Genomic DNA, 918 nt, shown 5'->3' with positions numbered 1-918 from the left:
CACCACCGTAATTCATCCAACCTAATGCCACCATCGGCACCCCTAGAGGGGTGCTTCGCGGGTGCGCTCCGCTTACGCCGCGCTACAAAKTAGCCCACCTCAAGTACGTGACACCCCGTAGCGCGGCGTAACGAATCTTGCGAGGGACGAGCAAATGAGGCACCCGCGAAGGCAGCGGTGAGCCGCCCGGATGGAGCCACCGTGAACCATCAAATCTTGGTGACGCCATCGGCACCCCTGGCGGGGTGCTTCGCGGGTGCGCTCCGCTTACGCCGCGCTACAAATTAGTCCACCTCAAGTACGTGACACCCGTAGCGCGGCGTAACGAATCTTGCGAGGGACGAGCAAATGAGGCATCCGCGAAGGCGGCGATTAGCCGCCTGGATTGGGCCACCGTGAATCATTCAATCTCGGTGACGACATCTACTCTTAAGAACTCAAGAGCATATTCAAAGACATAGCTTTGCCTGGGTGCTTAGCTGCCAATTTGGCATCGTCTGTGACCAATGTTGTTTGCGTCACCGTGGCAGATGCAGAAATGATGCTGTCAGGTAATTTCATGTGACTGCTCCCCGCCCTAAGCGCTGACGCGCCACGGGCGAGGCTTCCCACTTCTCAGGCAGCTGCCGACGATGTGCCGGACTTACGCAAGCCTCCATGGGCAGAGACGGACAGCCCTTCCGCCTTCAGCTCGATAATGCCTTGATGCTTGATGTTCAGCGCCGCGTTGATGTCCCGGTCGTGCTGTGTGTGGCAGGCGGGGCACTCCCACGACCGGACGTTCAACGGCATGGCGTCCATCTTGTGCTGGCAGACATGGCAGGTCTTGGAGCTGGCAAACCACGGGTCAATCTTGACCAGATGCTTGCCCTGCTCCCTGGCCTTGTAGTCCAGCTTGGTCATCAAGGCATGCCAGGA

General features: G+C 58.9%; 2 protein-coding genes. Both read right to left on the bottom strand.

Translation table 11 applies throughout. The annotated features are described in order from the left end of the window. Positions 1–429: 429 nt before the first annotated feature. Positions 430–561: a type II toxin-antitoxin system VapC family toxin gene (locus tag A3220_RS18200; protein ID WP_164834410.1), complete on the bottom strand. Its 132-nt coding sequence runs from the start codon at positions 559–561 to the stop codon at positions 430–432. Positions 562–615: 54 nt separating this feature from the next. After that, positions 616–918, bottom strand: a 303-nt coding sequence (locus A3220_RS16330) for a zinc ribbon domain-containing protein (protein ID WP_164834409.1), incomplete at its 5' end; no start/stop codon positions are given.

This window comes from Halomonas sp. KX33721, assembly GCF_001596805.1.
Lineage (GTDB): Bacteria > Pseudomonadota > Gammaproteobacteria > Pseudomonadales > Halomonadaceae > Vreelandella > Vreelandella aquamarina.
This window is presented reverse-complemented; position numbering and strand designations above follow the sequence as displayed.